The sequence below is a fragment of the Burkholderia cepacia complex sp. TUM26381 genome (assembly GCF_057439935.1).
This window is the reverse complement of sequence record NZ_CM172007.1, coordinates 2,694,656-2,720,937: the sequence shown is the minus strand read 5'-3', so window position 1 is coordinate 2,720,937 and position 26,282 is coordinate 2,694,656. Positions and strand designations below refer to the sequence as shown.

At 69.9% G+C, this 26,282-nt stretch carries 22 protein-coding genes and 1 pseudogene; 10 read left to right on the top strand and 13 right to left on the bottom strand.

Going from position 1 to position 26,282, the window contains the following annotated elements; translation table 11 throughout:
* Positions 1–20 precede the first annotated feature (20 nt).
* Together ACWMMN_RS28880 and ACWMMN_RS28875 are read right to left on the bottom strand one after the other, a co-directional pair.
* Positions 21–1,010, bottom strand: a complete 990-nt coding sequence (locus ACWMMN_RS28880; protein WP_256086711.1) for a PDR/VanB family oxidoreductase — start codon at positions 1,008–1,010, stop codon at positions 21–23.
* A gap of 150 nt (positions 1,011–1,160) precedes the next feature.
* Complete coding sequence (locus ACWMMN_RS28875) at positions 1,161–2,558, bottom strand: spinster family MFS transporter (protein WP_059237540.1); 1,398 nt, start codon at positions 2,556–2,558, stop codon at positions 1,161–1,163.
* 410 nt (positions 2,559–2,968) lie between these two features.
* On the opposite strand from ACWMMN_RS28875, the gene ACWMMN_RS28870 reads away from it, so the two are divergent.
* The gene (locus ACWMMN_RS28870) at positions 2,969–4,087 is read left to right on the top strand and encodes a porin (RefSeq protein WP_256086710.1); all 1,119 of its coding nucleotides are present in this window, start codon (positions 2,969–2,971) and stop codon (positions 4,085–4,087) included.
* Between the two features lie 26 nt (positions 4,088–4,113).
* Here ACWMMN_RS28870 and ACWMMN_RS28865 read toward each other — a convergent pair whose 3' ends face one another.
* On the bottom strand, positions 4,114–5,151 hold the full coding sequence (locus tag ACWMMN_RS28865) for a LysR family transcriptional regulator (protein ID WP_486423473.1): 1,038 nt from the start codon (positions 5,149–5,151) through the stop codon (positions 4,114–4,116).
* Positions 5,148–6,122 carry an AraC family transcriptional regulator gene (locus ACWMMN_RS28860; RefSeq protein ID WP_486423472.1) on the bottom strand — a complete coding sequence of 325 codons (975 nt, stop codon included), beginning with the start codon at positions 6,120–6,122 and terminating at the stop codon, positions 5,148–5,150. Before ACWMMN_RS28860 ends, ACWMMN_RS28865 begins: the two co-directional genes overlap by 4 nt.
* A 149-nt stretch (positions 6,123–6,271) precedes the next feature.
* Between ACWMMN_RS28860 and ACWMMN_RS28855 the strand changes: the two genes are divergently transcribed.
* Together ACWMMN_RS28855 and ACWMMN_RS28850 are read left to right on the top strand one after the other, a co-directional pair.
* A complete protein-coding gene (locus tag ACWMMN_RS28855) occupies positions 6,272–7,378 on the top strand; it encodes an NAD/NADP octopine/nopaline dehydrogenase family protein (protein WP_486423471.1) in 1,107 nt (368 codons plus the stop codon).
* The gene (locus ACWMMN_RS28850) at positions 7,375–8,385 is read left to right on the top strand and encodes a 3-hydroxybutyryl-CoA dehydrogenase (protein WP_340625275.1); all 1,011 of its coding nucleotides are present in this window, start codon (positions 7,375–7,377) and stop codon (positions 8,383–8,385) included. The genes ACWMMN_RS28855 and ACWMMN_RS28850 overlap by 4 nt, the downstream gene beginning before the upstream one ends.
* An 11-nt stretch (positions 8,386–8,396) precedes the next feature.
* Here ACWMMN_RS28850 and ACWMMN_RS28845 read toward each other — a convergent pair whose 3' ends face one another.
* Both ACWMMN_RS28845 and ACWMMN_RS28840 read right to left on the bottom strand, forming a co-directional pair.
* Positions 8,397–9,734 carry an MFS transporter gene (locus tag ACWMMN_RS28845; RefSeq protein ID WP_486423470.1) on the bottom strand — a complete coding sequence of 446 codons (1,338 nt, stop codon included), beginning with the start codon at positions 9,732–9,734 and terminating at the stop codon, positions 8,397–8,399.
* A gap of 145 nt (positions 9,735–9,879) precedes the next feature.
* On the bottom strand, positions 9,880–10,770 hold the full coding sequence (locus tag ACWMMN_RS28840) for a LysR family transcriptional regulator (RefSeq protein WP_059237534.1): 891 nt from the start codon (positions 10,768–10,770) through the stop codon (positions 9,880–9,882).
* A 101-nt stretch (positions 10,771–10,871) separates the two neighbouring features.
* Here ACWMMN_RS28840 and ACWMMN_RS28835 point away from each other — a divergent pair.
* From ACWMMN_RS28835 to ACWMMN_RS28805, 7 genes and pseudogenes are all read left to right on the top strand, one after another.
* Positions 10,872–12,417 (top strand): annotated as a pseudogene (locus ACWMMN_RS28835) (AMP-binding protein).
* 13 nt (positions 12,418–12,430) lie between these two features.
* Positions 12,431–13,618, top strand: coding sequence for an acyl-CoA dehydrogenase family protein (locus ACWMMN_RS28830; RefSeq protein ID WP_174992828.1), 1,188 nt, complete (start codon positions 12,431–12,433; stop codon positions 13,616–13,618).
* Positions 13,615–14,778: a CaiB/BaiF CoA transferase family protein gene (locus tag ACWMMN_RS28825; RefSeq protein WP_420874391.1), complete on the top strand. Its 1,164-nt coding sequence runs from the start codon at positions 13,615–13,617 to the stop codon at positions 14,776–14,778. Before ACWMMN_RS28830 ends, ACWMMN_RS28825 begins: the two co-directional genes overlap by 4 nt.
* A gap of 44 nt (positions 14,779–14,822) precedes the next feature.
* Positions 14,823–16,121 (top strand): MFS transporter, encoded by a 1,299-nt coding sequence (locus ACWMMN_RS28820; RefSeq protein ID WP_059237531.1) that lies wholly within the window; start codon positions 14,823–14,825, stop codon positions 16,119–16,121.
* Between the two features lie 110 nt (positions 16,122–16,231).
* Positions 16,232–17,290: a porin gene (locus tag ACWMMN_RS28815; protein ID WP_059237530.1), complete on the top strand. Its 1,059-nt coding sequence runs from the start codon at positions 16,232–16,234 to the stop codon at positions 17,288–17,290.
* A gap of 40 nt (positions 17,291–17,330) precedes the next feature.
* Positions 17,331–17,741 (top strand): BON domain-containing protein, encoded by a 411-nt coding sequence (locus ACWMMN_RS28810; protein WP_256086705.1) that lies wholly within the window; start codon positions 17,331–17,333, stop codon positions 17,739–17,741.
* A 47-nt stretch (positions 17,742–17,788) separates the two neighbouring features.
* On the top strand, positions 17,789–19,129 hold the full coding sequence (locus ACWMMN_RS28805; RefSeq protein WP_486423469.1) for a serine hydrolase domain-containing protein: 1,341 nt from the start codon (positions 17,789–17,791) through the stop codon (positions 19,127–19,129).
* 72 nt (positions 19,130–19,201) lie between these two features.
* Here the strand turns inward: ACWMMN_RS28805 and ACWMMN_RS28800 are convergent, their stop codons facing one another.
* Genes ACWMMN_RS28800 through ACWMMN_RS28770 form a run of 7 tightly spaced genes read right to left on the bottom strand, consistent with a single transcriptional unit; the run spans position 19,202 to position 26,023 of the window.
* Complete coding sequence (locus ACWMMN_RS28800; protein ID WP_256086704.1) at positions 19,202–20,248, bottom strand: ABC transporter substrate-binding protein; 1,047 nt, start codon at positions 20,246–20,248, stop codon at positions 19,202–19,204.
* Positions 20,245–21,396 (bottom strand): NAD(P)/FAD-dependent oxidoreductase, encoded by a 1,152-nt coding sequence (locus ACWMMN_RS28795; protein WP_059237527.1) that lies wholly within the window; start codon positions 21,394–21,396, stop codon positions 20,245–20,247. Before ACWMMN_RS28795 ends, ACWMMN_RS28800 begins: the two co-directional genes overlap by 4 nt.
* Positions 21,389–22,822, bottom strand: coding sequence for an FAD/NAD(P)-dependent oxidoreductase (locus ACWMMN_RS28790; RefSeq protein WP_486423468.1), 1,434 nt, complete (start codon positions 22,820–22,822; stop codon positions 21,389–21,391). Before ACWMMN_RS28790 ends, ACWMMN_RS28795 begins: the two co-directional genes overlap by 8 nt.
* Complete coding sequence (locus ACWMMN_RS28785) at positions 22,819–23,166, bottom strand: (2Fe-2S)-binding protein (RefSeq protein ID WP_174992822.1); 348 nt, start codon at positions 23,164–23,166, stop codon at positions 22,819–22,821. Before ACWMMN_RS28785 ends, ACWMMN_RS28790 begins: the two co-directional genes overlap by 4 nt.
* Positions 23,166–23,960, bottom strand: a complete 795-nt coding sequence (locus ACWMMN_RS28780) for an ABC transporter permease (protein WP_174992821.1) — start codon at positions 23,958–23,960, stop codon at positions 23,166–23,168. The genes ACWMMN_RS28785 and ACWMMN_RS28780 overlap by 1 nt, the downstream gene beginning before the upstream one ends.
* Positions 23,957–24,940, bottom strand: coding sequence for an ABC transporter permease (locus tag ACWMMN_RS28775; RefSeq protein ID WP_342705798.1), 984 nt, complete (start codon positions 24,938–24,940; stop codon positions 23,957–23,959). The genes ACWMMN_RS28780 and ACWMMN_RS28775 overlap by 4 nt, the downstream gene beginning before the upstream one ends.
* Positions 24,941–26,023 carry an ABC transporter ATP-binding protein gene (locus tag ACWMMN_RS28770; protein WP_059237522.1) on the bottom strand — a complete coding sequence of 361 codons (1,083 nt, stop codon included), beginning with the start codon at positions 26,021–26,023 and terminating at the stop codon, positions 24,941–24,943.
* Positions 26,024–26,282: the final 259 nt, after the last annotated feature.

Sequence of the window (26,282 nt, the reverse complement as noted above, 5' to 3'; positions counted from 1 at the left end):
GCCGGCGCGCGCCGGCCGCTTCAGAGATCGAGCACCAGCACCGCCGAACGCGAGCGCGACACGCAGCAGCAGATCACCGTGTTGCTCGCGCGTTCGGCCTTGCTGAGGCAGTGGTCGCGATGATCGGGCTCGCCGTCGATGACAGGCACCATGCACGTGCCGCACACGCCTTCGCCGCACGACGTATCGACTTCGATGCCGATCCGCGCGAGCGCGTCGACGATCGACGTGTCGGGCGCGACGCGCACCGTTTGCCCGCTGCGCTGCAGCCGCACTTCGAAGCCGTCGGCCGGGCCGGTGCCGGCTTCGGCGTGGCCCGCATCGGCGGAGACGGGTTCTGCAGCGAAGCGTTCGAGGTGAATCGCGTCTTCAGGCACACACGTCGCGGCGGCCGCGACGACCGCATCCATGAACGGCCCCGGGCCGCACGTGTAGACATGCGCTTGCGCATCGATCGACGCGACGCAGCGGCCGAGTTCGGCCGCGAGCGCATCGGGCTCGACGCCGTAGTGGAACGTGACGTGCGACGCGAACGGCTCGGCCGATAGTGCGTCGACAAAGGCGGCGTGCTCGCGGCTGCGTGCGAAATAGTGCAGTTGATAACGCGCGCCACGCTTGTGCAGCGCGTACGCCATCGACAGCAGCGGCGTGATGCCGATGCCGGCCGCGATCAGCACGTGCTCGCTCGCGTCATCCGTCAGACGAAACAGGTTGCGTGGCGTGCCGATCGACAGCTCTGCGCCGACGGCCACGTCGTCGTGCAGTGAACGCGAGCCGCCGCGCGACTGCGCTTCCTTCTTCACCGCGAACAGGTAGCTGCCGCGCTCGTCGGGGTTGCCGCACAGCGAGTATTGCCGCGTGATGCCGGACGGCGCGGTGACGTCGATATGGGCGCCCGGTTCGTACGCATCGAACGGCCGGCCGTCGATGCGCGAAACCCGGAAACAGCGGATGTCCTGCGCCGCGTCGATCAGCGCGTCGATCCGGACCTGGTGGCGGTTCGCTTGCATGGGAAATTCCGTGGGGTAGGAGGAAAGCGGCGCGGCAGAGCCCGCGCCGTCATGCGATCGAGAATAGGGAGGGGCGTCGCATAAATCAAATCGATTAAAAAGCGATGCCTGAATCAGTCGGATGGATAATGCTTGGGCCGCCGTCGGTGCTCAACGCGCGGCGATCGCGTCGCCCGCACCGGCGGCCAGCGGTGCCGCTGCCGATGCGTGACCGCGTTCGCGATCGAGGCTGCGGCGATAGTGCCGGCAACCGGCGGCGAGCAGCAGCGCGGCGAGCGTGGCCGCCGCGACGTTGACGATCGACATCGAATGGCCGACCGCGGCCGGTGTGCCGAACACGCGATCGGTGAACAGCGCGACGACGGTCGTGCCGATCCCGAGCGCGATCAGGTTCGACACGAGCAGGAACAGCGCGGAGATCTGCGCGCGCATCTGGTTCGGCGCGAGCGTCTGCATCGCGGCGGTCGACGTCGGCATCGGGAACGACGCGAAGAACATCGCGACGACCAGCACGGCCAGCGACGCGGGCAGGCTGTCGAGCTGCGTGAAGAGCGTCGCGGGAATCACCATGCATGCGGCGCCGATCGCACCGGCGCGCATCGGCGCATCGGCCCGGCCGCGCCGCAGCAGCCAGTCGTTGAGCCAGCCGCCGCAGAACACGCCGGCCGTATTCGCGACCAGCAGCACGATGCCGAGCGTGTAGCCGGCTTCGACGGCCGTCATCCCGAAGCGGCGGATATAGAACGCGGGCGTCCAGCTCAGCAGGCAGTACAGCGTCATCGCGTAGAACGAGAAACCGAGGTAGTGGCACGAGAAGGTCGCGCGATGCGTGCCGACGAAACGCAGCGAATCGCGCATCGACACGCGCCGCACGGCGCCCGAGCGATCCTGCGCGAGCCCCTTGCGCTGCGGGTCGCGCACGGTCGCGGCGAACAGCAGTGCAACCAGGATCCCCGGCAGCCCGACGATCAGGAACGTGACCTGCCACGCGTGCACCTGCCCGACGACCGGCAGCGTGAACGCGCTCGCATGCTTGAGCAGCGCGATCACGTAGCCGCCGATCAGGAACGCGACGCCGCCGCCGATGAACGAGCCGAGCGAATACACGGCGATCGCGCGCCCGAGCTTCTCCTTCGGGAAGTAGTCGGCAAGCATCGAATACGCGCCGGGCGACAGCGCGGCTTCGCCGACCCCCACGCCCATCCGCGCAATGAACATCTGCACGAAATGCTGGCTGAGCCCGCACGCGGCTGTCGCGACGCTCCACAGTGCGATGCCGATCGAGATGATGCGCGGGCGCGCATAGCGGTCGGCGAGATACGCGACCGGCAGCCCCATCACCGCGTAGAACAGCGAGAACGCGAAGCCGTTCAGCAGGCTGAACTGCGTGTCGGACAGGTGCAGGTCACGCTTGATCGGTTCGATCATCAGCACGAGGACCTGGCGGTCGACGAACGAAAAGACGTACGCGAGCATGCAGATGACGACGACATACCATTCGTACGTATAGCGCTTGCCGTCGGCAGCGCGGGCCGTGGATGCGGACATGCGGATTCTCCAGGAGCGGGCGGTGGAAATGCGCGGCAGCGGCCTTGCGGGCCGGGCGCCGTCGCGGCGCGAAAGCGTGCGGGTGACACGATCGGAGACGCAGCGTAGTCGGCCAAATTCGGCCGCCATAGCCGGAGTGACAGCGGCGCCACACGGACATTTACCGACCCGGATAAAGAAAACACCGAGACCGTGCGCGCGCACCGCCGCGCAGCACGCGTGCGGCGGGGCGCGCGCGCCTCATGCGGCGCATCTATAAGCGTTATAGAGCGCATTGCGTCGACGTCCGAAATTGTCGTTCCTAGACTCGGCCCGTTTTTTATCGGCAGCGTTGGCCCCCTGTGGCGAACGCGCTTCACACCACGCGGCGCGACGCCGAACGGCGCCGGCACTTCTACGGGACGACGAACATGAACCAACCGAACGGGCGGGCCGACCGGCTTGCCGTACCGCTTGTCGCGCTGCTTGCGTGCATCGCACTGCCGGCGGCCGCGCAATCGAGCGTGACGCTCTACGGCCGCATCGACACCGCGATCGAATACGCGAACGCCGGGCCGAACCACGTGACGCGCATGGGCAGCGGCAACCTGTGGGCGTCGCAGTGGGGGTTGAAGGGCGTCGAGGATCTCGGCGGCGGCTACGCGACGATCTTCAAGCTCGAGGACGGCTTCAACGCGGGCAGCGGTGCGCTGTCGAACAGCAGCGCGCTGTTCGGCCGCGAAGCGTGGGTCGGCATTACGGGGCCGTTCGGCGGCGTGCAGTTCGGCGAGCTCTACACGATCGTGCATACGACGCTCGTCACGTACAGCCTGCCGGGCCTCGGCGCGGGGCTCGCATGGGGCAACGCGACCAACAACTTCGTCGGGCCGGCGTTCCTGCGCGTGCGCAACTCGATGCGCTACACGTCGCCGCGCTACGCGGGCTTCCTGCTGCGCGCGATGGCCGCGCGCGGCACCAACGGCGCGGCCGGACAGCCGGCGACGCTCGGCGATACGTATGGCGCGGGCATCAACTACGTGCGCGGCGGCCTGTCGGTCGACGTCGACTACATGCAGCAGAAGTTCAGCCCGGTGGCGGCGTCCGCGCTCGGCGACACGAGCCCGGCCGCAAACGGCAACTACACGCTCGGCGCGATCTCGTACGACTTCAACGTGGTGAAGGTCGCCGCGCTGTACATGCGCCATCGCGGCGGCCCCGACGTCGCGACCGCGATCGACAGCCAGAGCGCGTATCCGCACAGCGACATCGTGGAGCTGAGCGCGACGGTGCCGATCGGGCGCGCGTCGCTGCTGCTGAGCGTCGGTCACTACCGGAAGATCGCGGACAGCGACGGCAACGCCGATTCGTACGGCATCCGCTTCGACTATCCGCTGTCGAAGCGCACGGTGCTGTACACGGGCGCCGCGATGGTGCGCAACGGCGCGCATGCGCGCTTCGTCGTCAACGGCGCGGCGGGCGGCGGCGTCGCGGTCGCCAAGCCGGGCGCGACCGCGAGCTCGATCGTCGCGGGCATCCTCACGTCGTTCTAGGTGTGTCGGCGGGCCCGCTTGCGCCGCTACGCGCAGGCGGGCGGCTGCGGTGCGAGCCATGCGTCGAACGGCGCCTGCTCGCCGATATTGAACAGTTCGAGCAGCAGCGCGCGCAGCCAGCGGTGGCCGGGGTCCGCGTCGAAGCGCCGGTGCCAGTACGCATTGACGGCCCATTCGCAGGCGCCCGCGATCTCGTACAGCACGCACGGCTGCCGCGCGGCGAACGTGATCGCGATCGTCTCCGGCAGGATCAGCGCGTAGTCGCCGTCCTGCAGCAACGCGGGCACCACCATGAAATCGGGCAGCGCCGCGCGCACGCGCGGCATCAGTTCGTGCCGTTCGAGCAGTTGCATCGACTGCGGATGCGACGTGACCGCGACGAAGCGCAGGGCGTCGGGTGCCGCGCCGTCGAGCACGAAATCGTCGGGCAAGCCGACGCGCTGGGCGGTGCGGCGCGGCATCAACAGCACGCAACGTTCGTGCAGCAGTGCGGTGCGCTGGAAGTGGCTCGATGCATCGGCGAAATGCCCGAGCGCGAAATCGATGCGCCCCGATTCGAGCGCGACGTTGAGCTGGCATTCGTCGACGTGCAGCGTCTCGATCACCGCACCCGGCGCGCGCCGGTCGAACGCGGCGAGCAGCGTCGGCAGGAATGCGCTCGCCGCGAAATCGCTCATGTGCAGGCGGAACACGCGCTGCGTGCTGTCGGGCGTGAAGCGCGAGCCTTCGTCGAGCACGTCCTGCAGGATCGCAAGCGCCTTGTCGACCGAGATCGCGAGCCGCTGCGCACGCGGCGTCGGCTCCACGCCGGTGCCGGTGCGCACGAACAGCGCGTCGCGGAACATCAGCCGCAGCCGGCCGAGCGCGTGGCTGACGGACGGCTGCGTGACGCCGAGCCGCAACGCCGCGCGGCCGACGTGCCGCTCCTCGTAGACCGCGCGAAACGTCTTCAACAGGTTGAGATCGAGATCCTGCACGCGCAGGCCGTCGGATGAGTCGGCCTCCTTCGTTGAAGGTTCGGGGCGGGCCGGGGCCGCGGGGCGGCCGGTTGCGGGGTGCGTCATCGTGTCTGCCTCGCGGTGACGGAAGGCGCGTGGCCGTAACGCCGCGCATATGCCTTCGCGAAATGGCCGAAGCCGTGGATGCCGTGCGCGATCAGCACGTCGGTCACGCTGTGCGCGTCGCCGCGTTGCAGCGCCGCGTGCACCGCGGCGAGCCGGCGCTCGCGCACGTACGCGGCCGGCGTGGTGTGCAGGAACGCGCGGAACGCGTGCTGCAGCGTGCGCGGCGCGACACCCGCGACCGTTGCGAGCGCGGCGAGCGCGAGCGGTTCGCCGAGATGCGCATCGACGTGGTCGCACGCGCGGCGCACGTGCGCCGGCAAGGGCGGCGTGCCGCGTGCGAGCGCGTCGCTGTACGCGTGCGGCAGGTGCGTGAGCAGCAGCGACATCAGCCACGCGCTGAGGTCCGCGCCGAACACCGGCGAGGCCGTGCCGATGCCCGGCTGCGCGCCGAGGCGGCACAGGTATTCGAAGGTCGGCAGCACGAACGCGGAGCCCGCGCCTGCGCCGCCGGCTGCGAGATCGAACTGCAGCGGCCGCGTGAGTGTCGCCTGCAGCATGTCCTGCAGCTTGCGTTCGAGCGCGCCGCGTTCGAGCCGCAGTACGAGGTTGCGGCAATCGTGGCTCGTGCGCAGGCGGCTCGCGAGCGCGGGCGACGACACGGTCAGCTCGCCGGGGCCTGCGCATGCGACGACGCTGCCGGCCTGAAGCTCGCATGCACCCGCGAGCGTCAGCCTGAACAGGAAGTGATCGGCATCGTCGCCGAAATCGATGCGCGTTTCGCGGCCGTAGCAGAGTTCGAGCAGCGCGCCGTGGTGCAGCGGCACTTCGTACAGCTCCGCATGAAACGGATCGCGGCCGTGAGCGGCCATCCGGTGCGGCCCGAGCCGGTGTGCGACCGCGCGTTCGACTTCGTCGGGCGCCTGCAGCGTGCCGAGCCGGTTCGGCGCATGGCGGGAAAGGGCGATGTCCATTGATAGGCCTCGTAGCGGATGCAGGGGCGCGGCGCCATGCGCCGCGCCGCGATTGCGTTGCGCGAACGGGCGTGTCGTTGCGCGTTTTGAAGCGACGCGGCGAGGGCAGCCGCGTAGTCTCGGAAACACTCAATCACCGGGAGAAAACGATGAAGGCATGTGTTCTGGGCGGCGGCCACGGCTGCCATGCGGCGGCGATCGACCTGCTCGAAAAGGGCCATGACGTGACGTGGTGGCGGCGCGACCGCGAGCCGCACGCGCGCCTGCGCGAGCTGGGCGTGTTGAACGTGACCGACTGTCGCGGCAAGCGGACGGTGCCGCTCGGCGACGCGCCCGGCGCGATCCGCCTGACCGACGATCTCGCGGCCGCGCTGCGCGGCGCGCAGCTCGTCGTGGTGCCGCTGCCGGCCACGTCGCACGATGCGCTCGCCGCGCAGGTTGCGCCGCTGCTGGAGGACGGGCAGGTCGTGTTCCTGCCGCCCGGCACGTTCGGCAGCATCGTGTTCGCGCGTGCGGCGGCCGACGCCGGCAACCGTTCGCGTGTCGCGTTCGCCGAAACGGGCACGCTGCCGTACCTCGTGCGCAAGCATGGCGACAACGAGGTCGTGATCAGCGCATACGCGACGCGGTTGCCGACCGGCGTGTTTCCGGCGAGCGCGGCCGGCTGGGCGTTCGACGTGCTGCGCGCGGGCTATCCGTCGGTCGAGCCGGTCGAGGATGCGTTGTCCGGCGCGCTGATGAACGCGGGCCCGGTGATCCATCCGCCGCTGATCCTGATGAACGCGGGGCCGCTCGAACACTTCGATGCGTGGGATATCCATCACGAAGGCACGCAACCGTCGATCCGCCGCGTGACGAATGCGCTCGACGCCGAACGCATCGCGGTGCGCGAAGCGCTTGGCTACCGTGCGCCGCATTTCCCGCTCGCCGATCACTACGCGACCGAAGGCGACGAGTGGATGTACGGGCGCGGCGCGCACGGCAAGCTGACCGATAGCGGCGACTGGCGCGAGAAGATCGATCTGCGTACGCATCGCTACATGCTCGAAGACACCCGGCTCGGGCTGTCGTTCATCGTGTCGTGCGGGCGCTGGGCCGGCGTGCCGACGCCGGTCGCGCAGGGGCTGCTGAGCATCGCGAGCGTGGTCGCGGTGCGCGAGCTGTATGCGGAAGGGCGCACGCTGGAGCGGCTCGGGCTGGCGGCGCTGTCGAAGGATGCGCTGCGCGCGCTGCTCGACGCGGGGTACTCGGCATGAAGGCGGCCGCCGATGTGACGCGCATTCATGTGCTCGGTGCGGGACGCATGGGGCAGGGGATCGCACTCGTGTTCGCGTTTGCGGGCCTCGACGTGACGCTGATCGACTTCAAGCCGCGCGACGCGGCCGGCTGGCAGGCATTCGACGCGCGGACCCGTGACGAGATGGTACGGCCGCTGCACGCGCAGATCGCGCTCGGCCGCATTGATGCCGCGCAGGCCGACGCTGTCGTCGCACGCATCGCGCTCGTCTCGTACGGCGGCGCGGCAGACGCGGTGCGCGACGCCGACATCGTGTTCGAAGCGCTGCCCGAAGTGCTCGATGCGAAAGCCGGGGCGCTGCGCTGGCTTGGCGAACACGTCGATGCGCGCGCCACCATCGCGTCGACCACGTCGACGTTCGTCGTCACCGAGCTGCAGCGTCATGTCACGCACCCCGAGCGGATGCTGAACGCGCACTGGCTGAATCCCGCGCTGCTGATGCCGCTCGTCGAGATCAGCCGTAGCGCTGCGACGGATCAAGCCATCGTCGACGCACTCGCCGCGTTGCTCGAACGCGTCGGCAAGCAGCCGGTGATCTGCGGGCCGGCGCCCGGCTATATCGTGCCGCGCATCCAGGCGCTCGCGATGAACGAAGCCGCGCGGATGGTCGAGGAGGGCGTCGCAAGCGCCGAGGATATCGACACGGCGATCCGTACTGGCTTCGGGCCGCGCTTCGCGGTGCTCGGGCTGCTCGAATTCATCGACTGGGGCGGTTGCGACATCCTGTACTACGCGTCGACGTACCTGGCCGGCGAGATCGGCCCGCGCTTCGCACCGGCCGCGAGCGTCGTACGCAACATGGAAGCCGGCCGCGACGGCGTGCGCACGGGCACCGGCTTCCATGACTATGCGGACGTCGACGTGCCCGCGTACATGCGACAGCGGCTCGGCGAATTCGCGCGGCTGCTCGATCACCTGGGGCTTGCACCGGCGTTCGACAGCGCGCGGCACGCCGCCGGGCGCTGACCGTCGCCCGGTCATGCGGCGTCGCCGCGCGAACCGTTGGCGTGCGTGGTGCGCGTCTCGCGCATCACGCACAGCGTGGCGACCGTGACGAGGCCGAGCGCGACGAGGAACAGCGACACGGGCCACGACGCGTGATAGCGCGCGAGCAGCGCGGTCGCGATCAGCGGCGACATCCCGCCCGCGAAGATCGATGCGACTTCGTGCCCGAGCGCGACGCCCGAGTAGCGCACCTCGGTGCTGAACAGCTCGCCGACGAGCGCGGGCAGCGTGCCGATCATCGCGCCGTGGCTGACGGCCGTGCCGACCGTCAGCGCGAGCCACACGAGCGGCGTCACGCGCGTATCGAGCAGCCAGAAGAACGGAAACGCACAGGCGACGAGGCTCAGCGCGCCGATCAGGTACACGGGCTTGCGGCCGATCCGGTCGGACAGCCTGCCCCAGGCGAGCATCGCGCCCATCTCGACGATCATCGCGATCATCACGCCGGTCAGCATCACGCCGTTCGGAATGCCGACGTACTTGCCGTAGACGAGCGAGAACGCAAGGAAGATGTACGCGCCGCCGTTCTCGGCCACGCGCAGCCCCATCGCGAGCAGGATTTCCTTCGGGTGACGGCGGATGCACTCGACGATCGGCAGATGCGCATGCTTGCCTCGCTTGCCGGCCTGCTCGAAGTCGCGGCTTTCCGGCAGGTGGCGGCGGATATAAATGCCGATCGCGAAGATGACGATGCTCGCGAGGAACGGCAGCCGCCAGCCCCACGTGCGGAACGCGTCGTCCGGCAGCGCCTGCGCGGCGAGGAACGCGGCCGACGACAGCACGAAGCCGCCGCCCACGCCGAGCTGGCTCCAGGCGGCGTAATAGCCGCGCTGCTCGGGCGGCGCGTTCTCGCTGATCATCAGCACGCCGCCGCCCCATTCGCCGCCGGATGCGACGCCCTGCAGCAGGCGCAGCACGACGAGCGCCGCCGGCGCCCACAGGCCGACCTGCGCGTAGGTCGGCAGCAGGCCGATTGCGAAGGTCGACGCGCCCATGATCAGCAGGGTCCACACGAGCGACGCCTTGCGCCCGTAGCGATCGCCGACGTGGCCGAACACGATCCCGCCGAGCGGCCGCGCGACGAAGCCGAGCGCGAATGCCGCGAACGCGGCGAGGCTGCCCGCGAGCGGCGAGGCCCCGGGCGGAAAGAACACGTGGCCGAACACCAGCGCCGCGGCCGTGCCGTACACGAAAAAGTCATACCACTCCATCGCGTTGCCGGCGACGGAAGCGATGACGATCCGGCGCAGTTGCCGGTCGGCGAGCGGCCGGGCGGCGCTCGGGGATTGCACGGTGTCGGTCGGGTACATGGCGGACTCTGAAGGGGGAGGCGGGCACGCGCCGTCTGTGCGGCACTGCGGGCTAGTGTTGTCGGCACCGCCTTCCCGGTCAAATCCGCAGAAAAAGGGGAGTGTCATCACTCCCGCAAATGATGGTCGCGGCAGGTGCGGGCGGCTATTTCACGCGCGCCTGCAGCAGCGCGACGATGCGTTGCACCAGCGGCGGCAGGTACGCGCCCGCCCGATGCATCGCGGCGATGCGCCGTCCGAGGTCGAGTTCGCCGGGCAGCAGGTCGAGCGCGCGCAGTCCGTTGAGCTGATCGAGCGCCTCGGTCCCGCCGACGCACAGCAGCGGCGTGCCGCGCAGCAGGTGCAGCAGCGACGTGCTGCCGAAATCCGTTTCGACTCGCAGGCGTGGGCCGGGCAGGCCGCGCGCGCGGAACGCGTCGTCGATCTGGCGCCGCACGGGCAGCGTCGTTTCGGGCAGCAGCCATTCCTGGTCGACGAGATCGGCGAGCGTGAGGCTGCGCTTGCGCTGCAGCGGATGCGCTTCGTCGGCGAGCACCGACAGGCGGTCGCTGAACAGCTCGACGCGCACGAGCGTCGCGTCGGGCTGAATCGGCGCGGGCGCCACGACGAGATCGAGCTCGCCGGCCGCGAGCAGATCGAGCAACTCGCGCGCGAGCCGGCAGCGCAGCCGCAGCTTCGCGGCCGGCCGTTCGCCGATCAGTTGCCGGCACGCGCCGAGCACCAGCGCGGTCGGCACGGTCGGCGAGTAGCCGATCCGCACGACGCCCTGCTCGCCGCCGCGGATCGCGCGCATCTCCTGCATCGCATCGTCGAATTCGAGCGCGATCCGCTGCGCGCGCGCGACGAACCGCGCACCGGCCGGCGTCGGCGTCATGCCGCTCGCGGTTCGCTCGAACAGCGTCACGCCGACCTGCGTCTCCAGCCGCTGCATGGCCTTGGTGAGCGCCGGCTGCGACAGGCCCAACGCGTCGGCAGCCTTGCCGACGCTGCCGTGCCGTTCGACGGCCAGCAGGTATTCCAGATCGCGCGTATCCATCAGGGAATTCCAATGAGTTATGACTTTATAGCCAATGATGCATTGTGGTGATGCCTGTGCATCTTACAGACTGGCGGCATTGTTCGACCAGGAGAATTCGCTTGAGCTTCGCCTACTTCCTGCGGCGCGCGGCCCGTTACTGGGGCGACCAGCCCGCCGTGCTGCATCGCGACCGCGCCGTCACGTACCGCCAGCTCGACGAGCGTTCGACCCGCCTCGCGAATGCGCTGCGCGGGCTGGGTTTCGCGCCCGGCGAGCGGATTGCCGTGCAGGCCCGCAACACCATCGAACTCGTCGAGATCGAGTGCGCGCTGTACAAGGCCGGCCTCGTGAAGGCCGCGCTGAATCCGCGCTTCACGGCGGCCGAGGCGCGTCGGCAACTGCACGCCCGTCGCGTTCATCGGCGGCCGCGGCTATACGCATTACACACCGGACTCGCCGGGCTTCGCGTCGGTGGAGCGGTTCGTGTCGATCGACGGCGTGACCGAAGGCTACCTCGATTACGAAACGCTGCTCGCGCAGGGCAGCAGCGCGACGCCCGACTACGCGCCGGCCATCGACGATCTCGCGGTGCTGCATTTCTCGTCCGGCTCGACGGGGCGCATCAAGGCCGCGATGCAGAGCTACGGCAACCGGCTCGCGTCGCTGCGCAAGATCGTGCTGGGCATGGACCGCCCCGCGCAGCCCGGCGACCGGCTCGCGCTGATCGGCCCGATCACGCACGCGTCGGGCATGCTGATGCAGCCGTACCTGTTCTGCGGCGCGACGCTCGTGCTGTTCGACGCATTCGAGCCCGCGCGCTTTCTCGCCGACGTGGCGCGGTTGCGCATCACGCACGCGTTCATGGTGCCGGCGATGATCAACATGGTGCTGAACGAGCCGGACCTCGTGCACGCCGACCTGCGCAGCCTGAAGGTGCTGGGCTACGGCGCGGCGCCGATGGCGCCGGCGCGCATCGAGGAGGCGTGGTCGCGCATCGGCCCGGTGCTGTCGCAGGGCTATGGCGCCAGCGAGTCGACGTCGGGCGTCACGCGTCTCAGCATCGCGGATCATGCATACGCGCTGCTGTCCGATCATGCGCGGCTCGCGTCGTGCGGCCGGCCGCTCGGCGAGACGGAGGTGCGTGTCGTCGACGCGAACGGGCGCGAAGTCGACGGCGACGCGATCGGCGAGATCGTGATTCGCGGCGCGGACGTGTTCCAGGGGTACTGGAACGCGCCGGAGCTGACGCGCGAGGTACTGGTCGACGGCTGGCTGCATACGGGCGATCTCGCGCGCACCGACGACGAAGGCTTCATCTACCTCGTCGACCGCAAGAACGACATGATCATTTCGGGCGGCTTCAACGTGTACCCGACGGAAGTCGAGGCGACGCTGTACCGGCACGCGGACGTGCTCGAGGCGTGCGTGGTGGGCGTGCCCGACGAAAAGTGGGGCGAGGCCGTGAAGGCCGTCGTCGTGCTGAAACCCGGCCGCGACGCGCAGGCCGCCGATCTTGTCGCGCATTGCCGCGCGCTGCTCGCCGACTACAAGCTGCCGCGCGCCGTCGATTTCGTCGCGGAGCTGCCGAAGAACGCCAGCGGCAAGATCGCCCGCAAGCTCGTACGCGAGCAGTACTGGCACGGCGTCGCGCGCCGCGTCAACTGAAGGAGACACCACCATGTTCGATCATCTGCAACGCCCCGAATTCGTCGCGCTGCGCGCGGCCGTGCTGCGCTTCGTCGACGACGAACTGCGCCCGATCGAGCGCGAGCTGCGGCTCGACTCGGAAGACGTGTGGCCGCGCGACGTATTGCGCCGCGTATGGCAACGCTCGGCCGCGCTCGGCTTCTACACCGCGAGCCTGCCCGTCGAGATCGGCGGACAGGGGCTGTCGATCGCCGAGGTGTGCGCGCTGAAGGCCGACCTGGCCGCATGCGGCGCGGCCCTCGCGCCGCACGTGCTCGGCGAACTCGGCGGGCCGCCGCGCATCGGCAACATGCTGAAGTACGCGACGCCCGCGCAACTCGAACGCTATTTCAAACCGGTGATGCGCGGCGAGAAGTCGACGTGCTTCGCGCTGACCGAGCCGCACTCGGGCTCGGACGCGATGAGCATCCGCACGACGGCGGTCGAGGACGGCGATTCGCTCGTCATCAACGGCTCGAAGCACTACATCAGCGGCGCGCCGTTCGCCGATTTCGCGATCGTGATGTGCGTGACCGATGCGACCACGACGCCGCCGCAGATCACCGCCGTGCTCGTCGATCTCGACCTGCCCGGCGTGAGCGTCGAGCACGAGTACGTGCCGATGTCGGGCCAGCACATCGACGCGGACATCCGTTTCGTCGACGTGCGCGTGCCGCGCGAGAACGTGTTCGGCGGCGTCGGCAACGGCTTCCGGCTCGGCATGTCGCGCATCAACGTGAACCGGCTGCTGCATTGCCCGACGATGCTCGGTCTCGCGATGGCCGCGTATCGTGCGTCGCTCGATCATGCGCGCACGCGCCGGCAGTTCGGCGGGCCGATCGCGCGCTTCCAGGCGATCCAGCACATGCTCGCCGACATGGCCGCCGCGCTGTGGGCGTGCGAAAGCATGATCGCGCACACGGCCGCGCTGGCCGAAGCGGGCGCGGACCTGCGAATGACGGCATCGGCGTGCAAGCTGTACGTGTCGGAGCGCTGCTTCGAGGTGGCGGACAAGGCGGTGCAGATTCACGGCAACGTCGGCGTGACGCGCGGCCACCCGGTCGAGCAGACGTTCCGCAAGCTGCGGATGTTCCGGATCCTGACCGGCACGAGCGAAATCCAGCGCAACGCGATCGCGAAGGCGATTCTCGAACCGTCCGGCGCGGGGCGCGAAGCATGACGGCTCGCGATGACATGGAAGGCGCATGCGACCTGCCCGACGCGTGGCCGGCCGGCGACGACCACGCGCCCGCCTGGTCGTGCCTGCGCGGCGTGCGGATCATCGACGCCGGGCAGTTGCTGCCGGGGCCGCATGCGTGCGCGCTGCTGCGCCAGCTCGGCGCCGACGTGATCAAGGTCGAGCCGCCGGGCGGCGACACGTTGCGGCAGTTCGGCGCCGACACGTTCGCGCAGTTCAACCGCGGCAAGCGCTCGATCGTGCTCGATCTGAAGACGCCCGACGGCCGCGCGCGCTTTCTCGATCTCGTGCGCGATGCCGATGCGGTGGTCGAAGGTAACCGGCCGGGCGCGATGGCGCGGCTCGGGCTCGATTACGCGGCGCTGGCCCGTGCGAACCCGCGCGTCGTGCTGTGTTCGATCACCGGCTACGGGCAGGACGGCCCGTATGCGAATCGCCCCGGCCACGACCTGAACTTTCTGGCCGATGCCGGCTACTGGTCGGTGCCCGCGCAACTGCATGACGCCGTTGCACGGCCGCGCGTGCGGCTCGCCGATCATGCGGCCGCCATGCATGCGGCGCTCGCGCTCGCGGTTGCCGTGATGAGCGCACGCGCGAACGGGGCCGGCCAGCACCTCGACGTGTCGATCCACGACGCGATGTTCGCGTGGACCGCCCCGGCCGCGTGGGCACTGCGCACGGGCCGCGATACGCCCGACACCGCACGCTGGGTGATGCCCGACAACGACCTGTTCGAAACCGCAGACGGGCGGCACATCGTGCTCGCGACGTTCGAGGACAAGTTCTGGGCCGCGTTCGCCGATGCGCTCGGCGATGCGTATCCGGCGCTGCGCGACCCGCGCTATGCGCAGCGCGCGGGCCGGCAGGCGCATCGACACGAACTCGGCGCGTTGCTGCGCGCGACGTTCGAGACCCGCACGCTGGACGGCTGGATGCGCGTGCTCGGCGCGCTCGGTTTGCCGGTGTCGCGCGTGCCGGTGGCCGGCGAGGTATTCGACGACCCGCACGTGCGGGCACGCGGCGTCGCGCGCGAAGTGGCGGCAGACCACACGCTCGCGGTGCGCTTCCCGGTGAAGTTCTCGCTCGGCTTGCCGGACGGCGATGACCATGTGCCGGCACCCGGCGAGCACGGTGGCGGGTAGCGCGACGCACCCGGCCGCCCACGACAACGAAACAGGAGACAGCCATGACGAATGGCGCGCAATACCGCCCCGGACGGGCGTGGTCCATCGCGACGATGCTCGCGTTGATGATGCTGGTGAATTTTCTCGACAAGGTCGTGCTCGGCCTCGTGTCGGTGCCGATGATGCGCGACCTGCATCTGAGCCCGACGCAGTTCGGCGTGATCGGCGGCAGCCTCAACTGGCTGTTCGCGGTCGCGGCGGTCGCGGGCGGCATCGCCGCGAACCGCTGGCCCGCGAAATGGCTGCTGTTCGCGATGGCGGCCGCGTGGGCGCTGCTGCAACTGCCGATGCTCGTCGCAAGCTCGATCTGGGTCGTCATCGCGTGCCGCGTGCTGCTCGGCATCGGCGAAGGGCCCGCGTCGCCGGTCGCGACGCACGCGATCTACAAGTGGTTTCCCGATACGCGGCGCAATCTCCCCGTCGCGCTGCTGCACCAGGGCAGCGCGCTCGGCCTGCTGATCGCGGGGCTCTCGATCCCGGTCATCACGTCGCACTGGGGCTGGCGCGCGAATTTCGCGGTGCTGGCGCTGCTCGGGGTGGTGTGGTGCATTGCGTGGGCCGTGGTCGGCGAGGAGGGCACGCTGTCGCGGGCGCCACGCACGGCCGGCGGCGACCGCGTGCCGTACGGGCGGCTGCTGACCGACCGCACGGTGCTCGGCAACTTCCTCGGCCACTTCGCGGCGAACTGGATTCTCGCGATGACGCTCACGTGGATGCCGACCTACCTGCAGCTCGGGCTCGGCTTCGGGCCGCACGAGGCCGGCCGGATGTTCGCGCTGTTCGTCGCGGTCACGTCGCCGCTCAGCCTCGCGCTCGCGTGGCTGTCGCAAACGCTGCTCGCACGCGGGATGCCGTCGCGGCACGGGCGTGGCACGTTCATCGCGGTTACGCTCGCGATCGCCGGCGCGATGCTGGCCCTGCTGCCGGTACCGGAGATGCCGCGCGCGGCGAAGCTCGTGCTGCTGACGCTCGGCAGCGGGCTGACGCTGACGATGTACTCGATCGGCCCCGCGATGCTCGCCGAAGTGACGCCGGATGCGCAACGCGGCGGCGTGCTCGCACTCAGCAACGGCTTCGCATCGCTCGCAGGCCTCGGCGCGCCGGTCATTACCGGGATGCTGATCGAGGGGGCCGGCGCGTCGGTCGCGCACGGCTTCGAACAGGCCAGCATCGTATGCGGCGTCGTGCTGATCGCCTGCGGCGCGCTCGGCGCCTGGTGCCTCGATCCGCAGCGCTCGCTGCGGCGCCTCGCCGGTGACGCGGAACACGCCGCGCCGCCGGTCGGCGCGTGCGGCCGCTAGCACCGCGCATCGCGTCACATCGCTTTCGGCGTGCGGCCTGCTTGCCGGGCGGCGCCTTTCGACGGTAGCAGCACCACGATACGCCGCGCGACGACGCGGCAGGAGGAGACATGAAGAAAATGATCGCGGCGGCGCTGGTCGGCGCGCTGTGCGGGAGCGCGCATGCGCAGTCGAGCGTGACGCTGTTCGGCCGGATCGGCGGCGGCGTGCGCTGGGTCAACGGGCTGCCGGGCGGCAGCCAGGTCGGCTTCAACAACAACATCATCGCGGGCAACGAGTTCGGCATTCGCGGCCGGGAGGATCTCGGCAACGGGCTGAAGGCGCTGTTCGTGCTCGACGGCGCATTCAACAGCGGCACCGGCGCGATGAAGACGTCCGGCACGCTGTTCTCGCAGGCCGCGTATGTCGGCCTCACCGGCGATTTCGGCCGCGTGACGCTCGGCCGCCAGTTCAACGTCGCGGAGGATCTCGGCATCGCGCTCGATCCGCTCGGCGGGCGCGGGCAGTCGCTCGCGGTCGAGCCGGGCGTGCTGTTCGACGGCAACTTCTTCACGCTCGATTCGCGCTTCAACAACATGGTCAAGTATCTGGGGCAGGTGGGCGGGCTGCGGTTCGGCGCGAACTATTCGCCCGGCGGCGTCGCGGGCAGCGCGCATGCGGGCACCAGCTATTCGACGGCCGCGATGTACACGTATTCGGACCTGATGGGCGGCGTGTCGTATGCGAAGACGTACAGCCCGGACGGCTCGCAATCCGCGCAGACGATCCAGGCGGGCGGCACGCTGCAACTCGGCCGCGCGCGCTTCTACCTGAGCTATGCGTCGCTGAACGTGCGGGCGAACAAGGCCGGTGCGCCGTCGCGGCGCGACGACATCCCGTCGTTCGGCGTCGTCGTGCAGCCGCTGCCTTCGCTGCAGCTGAGCGCGGCCGCGTTCTACGACCGCGCGCGCAACCTCGGCAACGTGTCGGGCGCGGACGGCCACAAGCTGACGACCTATGCGATCGCCGAGTACTTCCTGTCGAAGCGCACCGAGCTGTATGTCGAAGTCGACCGCAACGGGATGACCGGCGCCTACATGCGTGACCCGGCGACGATCGCGGCATTGAACTTGCGGCGCGGCGCGAGTGCGACGACCGGTGTGTCGATCGGGCTGATGACGCAGTTCTGAGGTTTTCCTATCAACGGCTTTCAAGGAGCGTGATCCGATCATGCGTACTTCATTCCGACTGGCTACAGCGCTGCTGATGGCAGCGTGCTGGAGCATCACCGCCTGCGCGCAACCCGATGCCGCGAGTGCGGCGGCTCCCTCTTCCGCGGCTCCGGCGGCTCCGGTGGCGCAGGAATCCGCACAAGCGCAAGCGCCGGCACCGGCCGGCCTGTCGCCGTCGCAACGCAAGGCGGCCGATCGCAAGCTGAAGCGTCGCGTCAGCACGGCGTTGGCCCGTACGAAAAACCTGAACGTGACGCGCATCCTCGTGCGCGTACGCGACGGCAGCGTGACGCTGTCGGGCTCGGTCATGGATACGTCGCAGGTGGCGCTTGCGGCGATGGTCGCGCGGGGCGTCGACGGCGTAACGTCGGTGTCGAACCTGTTGCGTATCGACGGCCAGCAGCCGTAATGTCCGGGCGCATCGCCCGATTCTTTTCCACTACGAGGCATGACTCGATGCGAATTCATCGACGCATTACAGCGACCCGACGCAGCCGCCGGCTTGCCGGCACTTTCATGCTGGCGGGCGGGCTCGCGCTCGCCGCGACCGCTGCACCGGCCGCGCCGACCCATGGCGCGGCGCCTGCGGGCATGATGCAGGGCTTCCCGCCACCGGCCGACCAGCTCGTCAACAAGCAAAACGCGTTCACGCCGGCCAGCCTGCGCTGGGCGTTGAGCAACACGCGGCTGCTCGCGCCGACGGCCGGCATCCGGCACGCGGCTGCGCCGATGCCGCTGCCCGAGCAGCCGGCGCCCGGTCTCGACGCGCTGCCCCTGACGATCGGCGGCGAAACGCTGACGCTCGACGCGTATTTGCGCGCGACGCATACCGACGGCTTCATCGTGCTGCAGCGTGGCCGGATCGTCTACGAGCGCTATTTCGACGGATTCCGGCCCGACCAGACGCACGCATGGGCGTCGATGACGAAATCGGTGACGGGGCTGCTCGCCGCGCAGATGATCGAATCCGGCGTGCTCGACGCAGGCGCGCCGTTGTCGCGCACGGTGACGGAGCTGGCCGACACGCCGTTCGGCAGTGCAACGCTGCAGCAGAACCTCGACATGGAAGTGCCGACTGCCTATACGCCGGGTATCCCGCCCGATCTCGGCCTGTTCGGCGCGGTCGGGCTGGTGCCGCACCGCGAAGGCGCGCCTGCCAGCATCGTCGAGTTCCTGCGGACCGTGCAGCGCGTGCCGGAGGTGGCGCCGGGCAGCATGTGGTTCTACCAGAACGGCTCGCCGGAAGCCGTCGCGTGGGCGATGCAGCGCGCGACGGGGCAGTCGTGGAGCGCGCTGGTCGAGCGGTGGCTGTGGCGCGATTTCGCGGAAGACGATGCATACGTCGCCGTGGACCGCAACGCGATGGCGATGGCGAGCGGCGGGCTGTATACGACGCTGCGCGATGCCGCGCGCTTCGCGGAACGCGTGCGCACCGGGCTCGGCGGTGCGCCGGGCACGCTGCCCGCCGCGACGATTCGCGCCGCGCTGCAGCCAGCGCACAACGCGGCGCTGTTCGCGAAGGGCAACGTCGTGCCCGGCAAGGACGGTTATGCGTATCGTGACTACTGGTATCAGGTGAACGACGGCGACGGCTCGTTCGCGGCGGCGGGGCGCTTCGGCCAGTCGATCCTCGTCGATCCGAAGTCCGCGCTGACGATCGTCAAGTTCTCGTCGTCGCCGGACTTCGCGCCGCGTGCGCTCGATGCGCACGGCGACGCCGCCCGGCCGCGCGCCGCGCTCGAACGCGGCGACGCGCTGAGCACGGTTGCGCGCGCGCTCGCCGAGCGGTTGCGGTAACGTACCCGCAGCACCCGTACCCGCACCCGCACCCGCACCCGTGCCCGTGCCCGTGCCCGTGCCCGTGCGGGATCAGCGCTCGATCTGCCGGTTCCAGCGCGTATCCCACTGCGCGCGGCGCGCGTTGATCGCGGTCCAGTCGACCACCGTCACCTTGCGCACGAGATCGTCGACGTTGCCGAGGCTCTGCTGCATCGCCGCGGGCATCTTCGCGAGCCGGTTGGTCGGGATCTGCTTGCCGGCCTCGGCGGCCTTCGACTGAGCGGGCGCCGACAGCAGGAACTGCGCGAGCTTTTGCGCGAGCTGCGGATCGGGATTGTTCGCGACCACGCACAGGTCGACGAGCAGCAGCACGGGGCCTTCCTTCGGGTTCGCATACGCGACGGGGATGCCCTTGTCCTGCAGGTCGCCGACACCCGTGGGCGTGAGCGGGAACAGGCCGGCCTCGCCGGTCTGCACCATCTCCGAGATCTTCGCCGAGTTCGGGATGTACTCGACGACGTTCGGCCCGACCGTGCTCGCCCACTTGCTGAAGCCGGGCTCGACGTTCTGCTCGTTGCCGCCGAGCAGCCGGTTGATCGCGAGGAAGCCGTGCAGCCCGAACGTGCTGCTCGACGCCGACTGGAACACGACCTTGCCCTTGTATTTCGGATCGGCGAAATCCATCCACGACGTCGGCGGCGTCCAGCCTTTCTCGGCGAACAGCTTCTTGTTGTATGCGATGCCGGTCATCCCGAGCTGCACGCCCGCGCCGATGTCGTCCTTCATCCGCGCGAACGGGTACAGCTCCTTCAGCACCGGCGTATCGTCGAGCTTCTGGCACACGCCGAGGCTGACCGCGCGCGCCATCACGCCGTCGTCGAGGAACGCGACGTGGATCTGCGGCTTGTTGCGGTTCGCGAGCAGCTTCGCGAGCACGTCCGACGACGTGCCGGGCACGACGACCACCTTCACGTTGTTCGCTTTCTCGAAGTCGGGCAGCACCTGGCTCGTGTACGCCTTCTCCATCGGGCCGCCGTTCATGCCGACGTAGATCGTCTTCGTTTGCGCGAACGCGGGCGCGCCGGCGCCTGCGATGCAGAGCGCGGCGGCCGCCGCGATCGTTCCGAGCAGTTTCATCGTTGGGTCTCCTCTTGACGGAAAGGGGCGGCCGGCACAGCTTCGCGGACGAAGCGGCCGATCGAGAATGCATCGAGTGGCGTGGCGGTTTCGCCGGTCGTGACGAGATCGGCGAGCACGTCGCCGACACCCGGCGCGAGCAGGAATCCGCCGCCGGAAAAGCCGAACGCATGCAGCAGGCGCGGCGTCGTGCGGCTCGTGCCGATGATCGGGTTGTGGTCGGGCGTGCAGCCTTCGACGCCGCTCCACGTGCGGATCAGCAGCGCATCGCGCAGCGCGGGCAGCAGCGCGCACGCGTCGCGCATCACCGCGCGCGTCGTATCGACCGACGGCTGGCCGAATTCGCCGTCGCCGCGGCCGCGCCCGCCGCCGATCACGCAGTTGCCGCGCGCAACCTGCCGCGCATACACGCCGCCGCCGTAGACGCCGAGGTTGTGCGCGATGAACGGCGGCAGCGGTTCGGTCACCCACATGTTCGGATAGATCGGCTCCATCGGCACGGCTTCGCCGAAGCGCCCGGCGATCGTGTTCGCCCACGCGCCGGCCGAGTTGATCAGCCACGTCGCGGTGCAGGCGCGGCCGCCTGACTGAACGTGAAAGTGCGTGCCGTCGTGGTGAACGTCGTCGACGGGCGTGTGCTCGAACACGTCCGCGCCCGCCGCGCGGGCCGCGCGCGCGAACGCGGGCGACACGAGGCGCGGGTTGGCGTGACCGTCGGTCTCGCACAGCGAGCCGCCGAGCGCCGCGCGGCCGAGCCACGGATAGCGGCGCCGGAACGCATCGCCGCGCATCACCTGTAGCGGCAAGCCGTGTTCGCCGGCGAGCGCGGCGTAGGCGTCGAGCGCGTCGAGATCGGCGTCGCTGCGCGCGAGCCGAAGGTGGCCCGACACGACGAATTCGCCGTCGATGCCGATCAGTTCGGGCAGGCGGTCCCAGATGCGCCGCGCACGCAGCGCGAGCGGCAATTGCTCGGCCGGCCGGCCCTGGCAGCGCACGCCGCCGTAGTTCACGCCGCTCGCCTGCGCGCCGCAGTCGCGCCGCTCGAACAGCCCGACGCGCAAGCCGCGTCGCGTCAGCGCGAGTGCCGCCGACGCACCGACGAGGCCGCCGCCAACGATCGCGACGTCGTAATGCCGGATCTCACTCATCGCGCGCCTCGTCGGGAATCGTCGCGACATCGTCGCCCGCGAGCGCGGCCGAGATCGGGAACGGCTTCACGGGCGGTTGCGCACGCAACCGGCCGGCATCGGCGAGCGGACGGCCGGTTGCGGCGGCCAGCACGAGCGCGGCGGCGTCGCCGCACATGCGGCCCTGGCAGCGGCCCATTCCGACGCGCGTCAGCGCTTTCAGCCGGTTCAGCTCGGTCGCGGCACCGTCGCGGACACAGCGACGCAGCGTGCCCGCGTCGATCTCCTCGCAGCGGCACACGATCGTGTCGTCGGGGCAGCGCGCGGCCTGCTCGACCGGCGGCGCGAACGCCGCTTCGAGGCCCGCGCGGAAGGCGCCGACGCGCGCGAGCGTGCGTTCGAGCGCCGCCGCATCGGGTTTGCCGGATGGCGCGGGCGACGCGATGCCGGCGTCGTCGAGCAACGCGAGCGCTGCCCGCCGGCCCGACGCTTCGGCCGCGTCGGCGCCCGCGATGCCCGCGCCGTCGCCTGCGACGTAAAGGCCGCGCACCGACGTGCGGCCGGCCGCGTCGCGCTCGGGCAGCCACGTGCGATTGAGCGGGTCGAACCCGAACCGGCAGCCGGCGAGATCGGCGAGCTGCGTTTCGGAGCGCAGGCCGAAGCCGAGGCCGAGCGCGTCGCAGTCGAGCAGGCGCGGCCGTGCGTCGTCACCGGCAGCGCGCCATGCGATCCCGGTGACGTGCTGGTCGCCGAGCACGTGCTCGAGCGTGACGCCCGTTTCGATTGCGACGCCATGGGTGCGCAGCCAGCCGATGTAGTAGAGCCCCTTCGCGAAGGTCGACGGCATGCGCAGCAGCGCGGGCGCGGCGGCGGCCTGGCGGCGCAGCGGGCTCGTGTCGAGCACGGCCGCGACCTGCGCGCCGGCCTTCGCATACTGGTAGGCGACGAGGTAAAGCAGCGGGCCCGTGCCCGCGAACACGATGCGCCGGCCGATGGCGCAGCCCTGCGCCTTCAGCGCGACCTGCGCGCCGCCGAGCGTATAGACGCCCGCGAGCGTCCAGCCCGGCACGGGCAGCATGCGGTCGGTCGCGCCGCTCGCGATGATCAGGTGCGAGTACGGCACCGTCACTTCGCGGCCGTCCTGCAGCGTATCGACGCGGCCTGCGCCGCATGACCACGCGAGCGTGTTCGGCCGGTAGTCGACATGCGGCAGCAGCGCGGCCATCGTCCGGTGCACGGCGTCGGCCTTCGCGGCCTCGAAGCCGTACAGCGTGCGCTTGCCGCGCGCGAACGCGCCGTCGGCCGGCGGTTGCCGGTAGATCTGTCCGCCCCAGCGCGCGTTCTCGTCGATCACGACGGGGCGCAGCCCCGCGTCGACCAGCGCTTCGGCCGCGCGTACGCCGGCCGGGCCCGCGCCGACGATCGCCGGTTGCAGTCCGGTGCTCATGACGCGTCTCCGGTCGTCGTCGGCCGGGCGGCCGTGAGAATCCGCATGCCTTCGGCGATCGCTGTCGTGCATGCGCGCAGGCGTGCACCGGCCTCGGTGCGCACCCAGCAGTCCTGGCACGCGCCGATCAGGCAGAAGCCCGCGCGCGGCTGGCCGCTGAATTCGCTCACGCGCACGCGGCGCTGCGCGACGAGAATCGCGGTGAGCACGGTGTCGCCGGCGAGCGCCTGCGCCGGGTGGCCGTCGAGCGTGAACGCGACGACGGCGCGTTCGCGTTCGGCGACGCGCACGAACTGCGCGCCGTCGTTCGCGATGCCGGTGGAGCGGGAAGCGGAAGTCGTCATCAGTGTTGGCCGATCAGGATGCGGTTCAGGCCGTACACGCGATCGAGCAGCAGCATCGCGCCGGCGGTGATGAAGATGACGAGCGCCGACACCGACGCCATCATCGGGTCGATCGATTCGGTCGCGTACATGTACATGCGCACCGGCAGCGTGACCGTCTGCGGCGACGTGACGAAGATCGACATCGTCAGTTCGTCGAAGCTGTTGATGAACGCGAGCAGCCAGCCGCCCGTGATGCCGGGCACGATCATCGGCAGCGTGATGCGGCGGAAGGTGGTCCACGGGTCCGCGCCGAGCGAGCACGCAGCCTGCTCGATGCTGCGATCGAGGCCCGCGACGGACGCGAGCACGAGCCGCATCACGAACGGCGTGATGACGATCATGTGCGCGAGCACGAGCCACGCGAACGAGCCGGTGGCGCCGATCAGCGCGAAGAAGCGCAGCAGCGCGATGCCGAGCACGAGGCCGGGAATCACGAGCGGCGACAGCAGCAGCCCGTTCAGGAACGCGCGGCCGGGAAACGTCGCGCGGCCGATGGCGAGGCCCGCCGGCAGCGCGATCGCGAGCGACAGCGTCGCCGACGCGAACGCGAGCTTCACGCTGTTGAAGAACGCGGTGACGAAGTCGGGGTAGTCGAGGATCGCGCGGAACCAGCGCAGCGACAGCCCGTGGGTCGGCAGCGTCAGCGTTTCGTCGGGCGTGAACGCGACGAGCACGACGATCACGAGCGGCGCGAGCACGAACAGGATCACGAGCGTGTGGAAGGCGAGGGCAAAGGGGCCGTTCTTTCTCATCGCGATGCGCCTCCGAGGCTGCGTGCGTAGCGGCGTTCGAGCACGCGGTAATAGGTGAGCATCACGACGAGGTTCGCGACCAGCAGCAGCACCGCGATCGTCGCGCCGAGCGGCCAGTTCAGCGAACCGAGGAATTCGTCGTAGACGGCCGTGGCCGCGACCTTCAGCCGGCGTCCGCCGAGCAGGCCCGGAATCGCGAACGCGCTCGCCGACAGCCCGAACACCATCAGGCTGCCCGACAGCACGCCCGGCATCAGCTGCGGCAGCACGATGCGGCGCAGCGTCGTGAACGGCGATGCGCCGAGCGACAGCGCGGCATGCTCGGTCTGCGGATCGAGCCGCTGCAGCGCGGTCCACACGGGGATCACCATGAACGGCAGCATCACGTGCACCAGCGCGATCACGATCGCGAAGGTCGTGTATTCGAGCTTGTACGGCCCGAGGCCGGCGAGCCCGAGCGCCTGGTTCACGAGCCCGCTCGTGTTCAGCAGCATGCTCCAGCCGAATGCGCGCACGACGACCGACACCAGCAGCGGCGCGAGGATCGCGAGCAGGAACAGCGAGCGCCACGGGTCGCGCATTTTCGACAGCACGTACGCTTCCGGCGTGCCGATCGCGACGCAGATCGCGGTCGTCAGCGCGGCGATACCGAACGTGCGCGCGAAGATCGTGTGGAAGTACGACGAGCCGAGCACTTCCGCGTAGTTGCCGAACTGGAACGCGGCGATCGGGCCGGTGGCCGGGTCGAAGCGGTAGAACGTCAGCATGAACGTCATCGCGAGCGGCACGAGCACGAGCGCGGCGAACAGCGCGAACGCGGGCGCGCACATCAGCCACAGCGGCGCATGGGCGCGCCACGTCGCGCGCATCGGGTGCGCGGCGGCGGCGCGTGCCGGCACGGCATCGGCGGACACCGCAGCCGGCTGCGCGAGCGCGGCCGGCGCGCCGTCGGCCGGGAGCGGGCGGGTAGGCTGTCCCATTCAGGCCTCCCGGCGCATCACGCGCACCGCGTCGCTGTGCCAGTCGATCCCGACCGGCGCCCCTTCCGCGAGCGGCTCCGCCCCTTCGTTCTGGCAGCACACGAGCACTTCGCCGAGCGCGCTGTCGACGCGGTACAGCCACTGGCTGCCGAGGAAGAAGCGGCTCGTGACGGTCGCGGCGAAGCGGCCCGCATCGGGCGCGCACAGCCGCAGCTTTTCCGGACGGATGCAGACCGACACCGCATCGCCGACGCACACGTCGCGCTCGCGCGGCGGCAGGTGCGCGGTACGGCCCGTCTCGGCGAGGTCGTGCCCGAGGTCGATGCGGATCGCGTCGCCGTCGTGCGCGACGACCGTGCCGGGCAGCAGGTTCGCCTTGCCGATGAACTGCGACACGAAGCGGTTTTCCGGGCGCTCGTACGCACGGTACGGCGTATCGGTCTGCGTGATGCGGCCGGCTTCCATCACGACCACGCGGTCGCTGATCGACAACGCTTCCGACTGATCGTGCGTGACCATGATCGTCGTCGTGCCGATCTTGCGCTGGATCGCGCGCAGCTCGAACTGCATGTCCTCGCGCAGCTTCGCGTCGAGGTTCGACATCGGTTCGTCGAGCAGCAGCACCGGCGGCTCGATCACGACCGCGCGCGCGATCGCGACGCGCTGCCGCTGGCCGCCCGACAGCTCGCGCGGGAAGCGGTGCGCGAGCGCGTCGAGACGCACGAGCGCGAGGGCCGCGCGGATGCGCTCGGCGCGCTCGGTCTTGTCGACGCCGCGCATGTCGAGGCCGAAGCCGACGTTCTCGGCGACGCTCATGTGCGGAAACAGGGCATAGCTCTGGAACACGATGCCGAGCCCGCGCCGGTTCGGCTTCAGGTGCGTGATGTCCTGCCCGTCGAGCGCGATGCGGCCGCGCGTGACGTCGACGAAGCCCGCGATCATCTGCAGCGTGGTGGTCTTGCCGCAGCCGGACGGCCCGAGCAGCGACACGAATTCGCCTTGTTCGACCGACAGGTTGACGTCGGCGACGGCGGTGAGCTCGCCGAAGGTTTTCGTCAGATCCGTAAGCGTGAGAAACGACATGGGAAGCTCCGGGTTCGCACACCGCGTGGCCGGTGTACCGATGTGGCGGACTCTAGCCAGCCATATTTCGGAGCGTCAATTTCGAATTCTGCTCAACGGGAGGAATTTTGGAAAAATTCCGGTGAACGGAACGGACGGAGGAATCGCGTGCAAATCGTTCCGTTGGATGAAGGGTGTTCAGGCCGCGAAACGGCCGCGTCAATCCCGTGCACACCCGGATGCCCGCGAGATTTCGGCCGGACGACAATGGCGGTGACCG

Bases quoted from the DNA above. Each gene is read 5' to 3' on its own strand.
- ACWMMN_RS28880 (WP_256086711.1), bottom strand. From the start codon at position 1,010: ATGCAAGCGAACCGCCACCAGGTCCGGATCGACGCGCTGATCGACGCG.
- ACWMMN_RS28875 (WP_059237540.1), bottom strand. From the start codon at position 2,558: ATGTCCGCATCCACGGCCCGCGCTGCCGACGGCAAGCGCTATACGTAC.
- ACWMMN_RS28870 (WP_256086710.1), top strand. From the start codon at position 2,969: ATGAACCAACCGAACGGGCGGGCCGACCGGCTTGCCGTACCGCTTGTC.
- ACWMMN_RS28865 (WP_486423473.1), bottom strand. From the start codon at position 5,151: ATGACGCACCCCGCAACCGGCCGCCCCGCGGCCCCGGCCCGCCCCGAA.
- ACWMMN_RS28860 (WP_486423472.1), bottom strand. From the start codon at position 6,122: ATGGACATCGCCCTTTCCCGCCATGCGCCGAACCGGCTCGGCACGCTG.
- ACWMMN_RS28855 (WP_486423471.1), top strand. From the start codon at position 6,272: ATGAAGGCATGTGTTCTGGGCGGCGGCCACGGCTGCCATGCGGCGGCG.
- ACWMMN_RS28850 (WP_340625275.1), top strand. From the start codon at position 7,375: ATGAAGGCGGCCGCCGATGTGACGCGCATTCATGTGCTCGGTGCGGGA.
- ACWMMN_RS28845 (WP_486423470.1), bottom strand. From the start codon at position 9,734: ATGTACCCGACCGACACCGTGCAATCCCCGAGCGCCGCCCGGCCGCTC.
- ACWMMN_RS28840 (WP_059237534.1), bottom strand. From the start codon at position 10,770: ATGGATACGCGCGATCTGGAATACCTGCTGGCCGTCGAACGGCACGGC.
- ACWMMN_RS28830 (WP_174992828.1), top strand. From the start codon at position 12,431: ATGTTCGATCATCTGCAACGCCCCGAATTCGTCGCGCTGCGCGCGGCC.
- ACWMMN_RS28825 (WP_420874391.1), top strand. From the start codon at position 13,615: ATGACGGCTCGCGATGACATGGAAGGCGCATGCGACCTGCCCGACGCG.
- ACWMMN_RS28820 (WP_059237531.1), top strand. From the start codon at position 14,823: ATGACGAATGGCGCGCAATACCGCCCCGGACGGGCGTGGTCCATCGCG.
- ACWMMN_RS28815 (WP_059237530.1), top strand. From the start codon at position 16,232: ATGAAGAAAATGATCGCGGCGGCGCTGGTCGGCGCGCTGTGCGGGAGC.
- ACWMMN_RS28810 (WP_256086705.1), top strand. From the start codon at position 17,331: ATGCGTACTTCATTCCGACTGGCTACAGCGCTGCTGATGGCAGCGTGC.
- ACWMMN_RS28805 (WP_486423469.1), top strand. From the start codon at position 17,789: ATGCGAATTCATCGACGCATTACAGCGACCCGACGCAGCCGCCGGCTT.
- ACWMMN_RS28800 (WP_256086704.1), bottom strand. From the start codon at position 20,248: ATGAAACTGCTCGGAACGATCGCGGCGGCCGCCGCGCTCTGCATCGCA.
- ACWMMN_RS28795 (WP_059237527.1), bottom strand. From the start codon at position 21,396: ATGAGTGAGATCCGGCATTACGACGTCGCGATCGTTGGCGGCGGCCTC.
- ACWMMN_RS28790 (WP_486423468.1), bottom strand. From the start codon at position 22,822: ATGAGCACCGGACTGCAACCGGCGATCGTCGGCGCGGGCCCGGCCGGC.
- ACWMMN_RS28785 (WP_174992822.1), bottom strand. From the start codon at position 23,166: ATGACGACTTCCGCTTCCCGCTCCACCGGCATCGCGAACGACGGCGCG.
- ACWMMN_RS28780 (WP_174992821.1), bottom strand. From the start codon at position 23,960: ATGAGAAAGAACGGCCCCTTTGCCCTCGCCTTCCACACGCTCGTGATC.
- ACWMMN_RS28775 (WP_342705798.1), bottom strand. From the start codon at position 24,940: ATGGGACAGCCTACCCGCCCGCTCCCGGCCGACGGCGCGCCGGCCGCG.
- ACWMMN_RS28770 (WP_059237522.1), bottom strand. From the start codon at position 26,023: ATGTCGTTTCTCACGCTTACGGATCTGACGAAAACCTTCGGCGAGCTC.